We start from the raw sequence: 6373 nt of genomic DNA on the forward strand, positions 1-6373 counted from the left end.
ATTCCGTTGCCCGGCTTGATCGATCAGGCGTTCTGCGGCTGCGCGGCGCTCTTCGCGGTCAGCGGCGGACCGGCCGGCACCAGGTTCGACCACTGCTGCGGCACCGGCAGCGGCTGGAGGTTCGGGTAGCCCAACCGCGCCTGGTTGCCGCCGGGTTGGTCATCCGGGTTCTGGGTCGGCTGCCCGTCCGGGTTCGGGGTGCTCGGCTGCGGGGTCGGTGACTTCGGCGGACCGCTCTGACCGGCACTGGGCGGGGCGGTGGGGCGACCGCCGTCACCGTTGGACGGAACGGCGTAGCGCAGGCCGGTCTCGGTGATCAGGAAGTCGGTGCCGGAGCCGCCCGTCCCGTTGTCCATCGCGCGGTAGAACAGGCCGTGACCGGGCGTCACGTACGCCGCGCCCGCGCCGTTGTTGTACGGCGCCGGGTACGCCGTACCGGCCCAGACGCTGCGCTTGGGCGTACGCCCGTCCTCGGCCAGGCCGTCGAAGGTGCTGCAGACGACCAGGCGGGCGTCCTGGCGGTCCTGCCAATTGTTCACCGGCGCACCGGACTTCAGCGGCCAGTCGTCGACGGTGCCCGGCAGCCGGGTGTCGGTGTTGAGCTTGGACTGCTCGTCCGGGGTCATGTCGTCGCTGCGCGGCTTCTTGTCCTGGTCGTACTTGTAGAGCATCTGGTTGGCCGGGTTCTGCCGGATCAGCTCCTCCTGGAACGGGGTGATCAGGTAGAGCCGGTCCTTGCCGACCACGTAGCGGCGGTCCTGGTAGTGCACCAGCCGGCCGACCCGGCGGTCCGCCTGGTTCCCCAGCTCCACCTGGGAGTTGGGGCCCTGGGAGTCGGCCGCCCCTTCGAGCTTCGGGAAGGTGATCGCGGTGGCGGGCACCAGGGTGTCCAGCCACTCCCGCTTGACCCGCTGCGGCACCGCGTTGGGCCCGAAGACCGCGGTGATCAGCGCTTTGCGCTCCTTGTCGTCCGACTGCGGCGAGCCGATCTCGTGCTTGCGGCCCTGCGCGTCGACCAGGTACACCTTCGCGGCGCCCGCGGCCGGCTGCCCCGCCGCCGGAGCGGTGGAGACCTGCTGGTCGTCCGCCTGCTGCACCAGCATCAGCTGGTCCTGACCGAGCACCCGGTCCTTGGCCGACAGGGCCGCCGCGTCCTGGCCCGCCGCCACGAACAGCGCCTGGTTGACGGTCTCCTGCTTGTCGTCCGATCCCGGGCGGTCGCAGACCGCCCACTTCATCGGCTGGCTCGCGTTGTCCTTGCTCGGCAACTTGTCCGGGGCGTACGGGATGCCGATCGTCGGGCCGTGGTTGGGGTAGCGGTCGAGCACCCCGTCGTCCACCACCACGACCTTGGCCTCGGCGGGCAGCACCAGCCGCGCCGAGGACATGTTCAGCACCTGGTGCAGCCGCTTGGTCTTGCCGTCCGGGTCGGTCAGCACCACGTACCGGGTGGTCGACTGCTTGCCCTGGATGATGTTCTTGCCGTCGTCCCACTTCAGCGGGGCAGCCGGCTTGAACACCCCCCAGAGCCCGAAGCCGGCCACGACCAACGACCCGACCAGCACACTCGGCAACACCGCCTTCACCGGTCGCGGCGCGTCCTCGTCACTGCCGCCGCCGGCGGGCAGCAGGAACGCCCCCACCGTGCGCTTGCGGGCGAAGGTGTACGCGTTCAGCTCGTCCCGGCGCGATGCCATCCTCGTCGTCCCCCTTGTCAGACGTGTGCCAGGCGTGGTCGGTCCCCGTCGGCCCGACCTGCCCCGTGATCCGCACCCGCCGGGCGGGATCCGGCTCGAACCCTCTACGATGCGGCAGCAGACGGTGAGTACGGTACGGGTACGGTCCGCGAACCAGCCAGCCGGGCCGCGACAACGGATCAGAGAGGGCCACCGGGGGATGCCAAGCCAGACCGCTCCAGGACGCCGCGGCACCGCAGGCGGCGGGAGGTCACGCCGGTCCGGACGGGCCCGCGGCGGCCCTTCCGCCCCGGCCGCCGCCGTCCACCCGCCGACAGCCGCCACGGCCGGCGGCCCCGTCCAGGTGCGCGTCAACCCCCGCCCCGGGCTGCTCGGTGGGCGCCTGAAGCTCCAACAGCTCGTGCTGGTCGAGGTCGCGGCCGCCCTGGTCGCGGTGGGCTGGACGATCAGCCGCCCGGTCGCGGCCGGCTTCGGCGCGGTCTCGATGGTCCTGCTGGTTCTGGCGGTCGTCCCGCTGCGCGGGCACACCATCCCGGAGCTGCTCCGGGTCCGCTCCGCCCTCAAGTCCCGCCGCAAGCAGGCGAAGTCGCTGCTGCCGCCGCCCGGCACCGACCCGGCCCTGGCGCCCGCGCTGGAGCTCGAACCGGGTCTGCGCACCTGCACCCACGCCACCGAGGCCGAGTTCGGCGGCCGCCCGATCCGCCGGGAGACCGGCATGGTCGGCGACGGCACCTTCCTCAGCTCGGTGCTGCTCGTCCAGGCCAAGGACCAGCCGCTGCGCCCGGTGCGCACCGCGCTGCCGCTGCCGCTGGACGTGATCTGCTCGGCGCTCACCGTGGACGACATCACCCTGGAGTCGGTGCAGCTGGTCCAGCACACCCAGCCCGCCCCGGCCCCGCACCTGCCCGAACAGTCGCTGGCCGCCCGCGCCTACCGCGAACTGCCCGACGGCACCTCCACCCCCGGACTGCGGCTGACCTGGATCGCCCTCAAGCTCGACCCGGAGCGCGCGGCCACCGCCGTCCGGGCCCGCGGCGGCGGCGAGGAGGGCGCCCGCAAGGCACTGCAGCGGGTCACCGACCAGCTGGCCGGGCGGCTCAACAGCGCCGGGTTCAACGCGACCGTGCTGGACGAGCGCGAGCTGATCGCCGCTCTGGCCATCGCCACCTGCGCCAACCCGATCGCGGTGGCCGGGCGTCAGGGCACCGGCAGCGGCGGCGGCACCACCCGCCGCACCCAGGAGGGCAACCGCTTCTGGCGGATCGACGACCGCTGGCACAGCACCTACTGGATCTCCCGCTGGCCGCAGCTGAGCCGCCCCGGCGGCGCCCCCGGCCGGATCGCCGCCCCGGACCTGGTCAACCTGATCACCGGCTCCCCGGCGCTGGCCAGCACCTTCAGCCTGACCGCCGCACACGGCACCGGCGACTCGGTGACCGTCAGCGGACACCTGCGGGTGACCGGGCGCAGCGAGAGCGAGGTCGGCCAGGTCGGCCGCCAGGTGGAGGCGCGGGCGCAGAGCTCCGGACTCGGCCTGGTCCGGCTCGACCTGGAGCAGGCCCCCGGCATGCTCGCCACCCTGCCGCTGGGAGGAGCGTCCTGATGGCGTACCAGACCTATCCCGCCCCGGGCCCGACGCCCGGCGCCGAGCAGCGACGGGTCCGGCCGCGGATCCTGCCCGGCTTCGGACTGCGCGGCCCGCGTCGGGAGAAGCACGTGCTGGAGGCTGCCGACCTGTCGGCGCTGGCCTTCCCGGTCGGCGACGACGGCGTGGTCATCGGCGTCGACCCGCAGGGACTGCCCGCGGTGCTCGGCCTGTTCCGCCCCACCGCGTACGACCTGGTGCTGGTCGGCGGCATGTGGACGGCGCAGGTCATCGCGCTGCGCGCGGCCGCGATCGGCGCCCGGGTCGCCGTGGAGACCGCCCGCGGGCAGCTCTGGGGCCCGATGGCGCAGGCCGCCGGCGGCGGACAGCCGTGCGTGACGATCCACCAGGTCGGCCGGCTCGGCCCGCAGGGCGCCTCAGTGGCCTCGCCGGTGCTGGTGGTGCGCGACCTCGGCGCCCGCCCGCCGCGCAGCCGGCTCTCCGCCGCGCCCTGGCAGACCACCCTGACCCTGCTGCCCTACCTGGGCCCGAACGCCTCCCGGGTGCTCAACGCGGCCGACCTGGTCGGTGTGCAGCGGATCTCCCCGCAGGAGGCGGAGCTGACCGGCCGGGTGCTGTCCCTCCCGCCGGAGGACGTGGCCGCGCTCCCGGCGCTCGGCGACGACCTCACCCTGTGGGCCACCCGGATGCGGCGCCAGTACGTCCGGGCCGTGGCCGGACAGGCCGAACAGCAGGTGCTCGGCGGCCCGCGCCGGATGGACTGAGCCGACCGTTCCGGGCCGGTCGATCCCGGTCCGGGACGAAGCCGCCTTCAACGGGGGCAGCCGTACGGCCTAGTCTTTGTTGCGGCAACGGCACCGCTGAACAAGCGGCGGCGAACACGAGGGAGCCCTAGTGAGCAGCGATCGGGACGGCGTCTACGTCGGCGACAACGCGGCGGAGGACGACGACGACTGGTCCGACGCGCCCGACTACACTCCCCCGTCCTGGTACGTGCAGTCGGACGCCCCGGCGACTCCGGGAGCTGCCCCGGCCGGCACTCCCGCCGCCGCACCGGCGGCTGCCGCACCCGCCCCGGGGGCCGACGCGGCCGCCCAGGCGCCCGCGACCGCACCGGTGCCGCCGGCGCCGTCCGTCCAGGCCGAGGCGCAGCACGTCCCGTTCCCGCTGCCGGCCCCGGCCGCGACGCCCGAGCAGCGGGCGCCCACCGCGGCCTGGCCGACGGCGGAGCCGCTGGCCCAGCCGGGCACGCCGCAGCCGTACCCGACCCCGACGCCCGCGGCGGGCCCGCAGCCGGGACCGCCCGCCCCGCCGCAGACCTTGGCGCAGCCTCAGCCGGTCCAGCCGCAGCCCCCGGCGGTCCCGCAGAACCCCCAGGCGCCTCAGGCACCGCAGACCCCTCAGGCACCGCAGGACCCGCAGGTCGCCTGGGATCCGCAGGCCGCCTGGGCCGCCCAGCCGCCCGCCGCCGCGCAGCCGCAGCCCGCGCAGCCGGTCCAGCCCCAGCCGCAGCCCGCGCAGCCGGTCCAGCCTCAGCCCGGTCAGCCCGTCCCGCCCCAGGCCGGACCGGCGGACCCGCGCCAGGGCGGCTGGCCTCAGCCCGGCGCCTACCAGCAGCCGGCCGCCGCCCAGCCGCAGCCCGGCCAGCCGCAGCAGCCGGGCCCCGGGCAGCCCTGGCCCCCGCAGGGCGCCGCCGCGCCGCAGCCCGCCGCGTTCCAGCAGGCGGCCGCCCCGCAGCAGACCGCCCACGGCGCGCCGCTCGGCTACACCGCCGCCGTCGAGCTGTCCTCGGACCGGCTGCTGCGCAGCCAGCCCAAGCAGCAGCGCCAGCAGCCGCGGTTCCAGTTCGGCGGCAAGGCCGCGGCGGCCGAGAAGGCCCGCAAGCTGGAGATCATCCGCACCCCGGTGCTGAGCTGCTACCGGATCGCCGTGATCAGCCTCAAGGGCGGCGTCGGCAAGACCACGACCACCACCGCGCTCGGCGCGACCCTGGCCAGCGAGCGCCAGGACAAGGTGATCGCGATCGACGCCAACCCGGACGCCGGCACCCTGGGCCGCCGGGTCAAGCGCCAGACCGGCGCGACCATCCGCGACCTGGTGACGGCCATCCCGCACCTGCGCAGCTACATGGACATCCGTCAGTTCACCTCGCAGGACATGAACTCGGGCCTGGAGATCCTGGCGAACGACGTCGACCCGGCCGTCTCGACCACCTTCAACGACTCGGACTACCGCCAGGTCATCGAGGTGCTGGGCCGCCAGTACCCGATCATCCTGACCGACTCCGGCACCGGCCTGCTGTACAGCGCGATGCGCGGGGTGCTGGACCTCGCCGACCAGCTGATCATCGTCTCCACCCCCAGCGTGGACGGCGCCTCCAGCGCCTCGACCACACTGGACTGGCTCTCCGCGCACGGCTACGCGGACCTGGTCCAGCGCAGCATCACGGTGGTCTCCGGGGTGCGCGAGACCAGCAAGATGATCAAGGTCGAGGACATCGTCGCGCACTTCCAGACCCGCTGCCGCGGCGTCATCGTGGTGCCCTTCGACGAGAGCCTGGCGGCCGGCGCCGAGGTCAACCTCGACATGATGCGGCCCAAGGTCCGCGAGGCGTACTTCGAGCTGGCCACCCTGGTCGGCGAGGACATCATCCGGGCCCAGCAGGCGGCCGCCCAGCAGGCCGGCTGGCAGCAGCAGGCCCAGGCCCCGCAGCCCCAGCCGTACCAGGCGCAGGCCCCGCAGCCCGCCCCCGGTGCACCGTGGGCGCCGCAGCAGGGCACTCCACGGCCGGGCTACGACTACGACTGCTATCAGGTCGGCCAGGGCCAGCCCCCGGTGCCCGCACCGGACGGCTACCAGCCCCCGCCGCCCGGCTACGGCTACCCGCCCGCCCAGGGCCAGCCGCCGGCGCCCGCGCCGGACGGCTACCAGCCCCCGCCGCCGGGCTACGGCTACCCGCCGCAGGCGCCCCAGCAGTGACGTAACCGCGGGGGCCGCCCCCAGGCGGGGGAGCGGGGCCCCCCGGGCGAGCGGGGGGGGGTGGGCGCCCCGAGAGAACGGAACGGGCGCC

At 74.9% G+C, this 6373-nt stretch carries 4 protein-coding genes; 3 read left to right on the top strand and 1 reads right to left on the bottom strand.

Annotated elements, in window-relative coordinates; genetic code table 11:
* Window positions 1-23: 23 nt before the first annotated feature.
* On the bottom strand, window positions 24-1697 hold the full coding sequence (locus ACWC9T_RS33090) for a type VII secretion protein EccB (protein ID WP_449824748.1): 1674 nt from the start codon (window positions 1695-1697) through the stop codon (window positions 24-26).
* A gap of 343 nt (window positions 1698-2040) precedes the next feature.
* Between ACWC9T_RS33090 and eccE the strand changes: the two genes are divergently transcribed.
* From eccE to ACWC9T_RS33105, 3 genes are all read left to right on the top strand, one after another.
* Entirely contained in the window at window positions 2041-3300 is a 1260-nt protein-coding gene (gene eccE / locus ACWC9T_RS33095; protein ID WP_449824749.1) for a type VII secretion protein EccE, read from the top strand.
* Complete coding sequence (locus tag ACWC9T_RS33100; protein WP_449824750.1) at window positions 3300-4067, top strand: hypothetical protein; 768 nt, start codon at window positions 3300-3302, stop codon at window positions 4065-4067. Before eccE ends, ACWC9T_RS33100 begins: the two co-directional genes overlap by 1 nt.
* Before the next feature lie 130 nt (window positions 4068-4197).
* The gene (locus ACWC9T_RS33105) at window positions 4198-6282 is read left to right on the top strand and encodes a MinD/ParA family ATP-binding protein (protein ID WP_449824751.1); all 2085 of its coding nucleotides are present in this window, start codon (window positions 4198-4200) and stop codon (window positions 6280-6282) included.
* Window positions 6283-6373 lie beyond the last annotated feature (91 nt).

The organism is Kitasatospora sp. NPDC001159 (assembly GCF_053598235.1).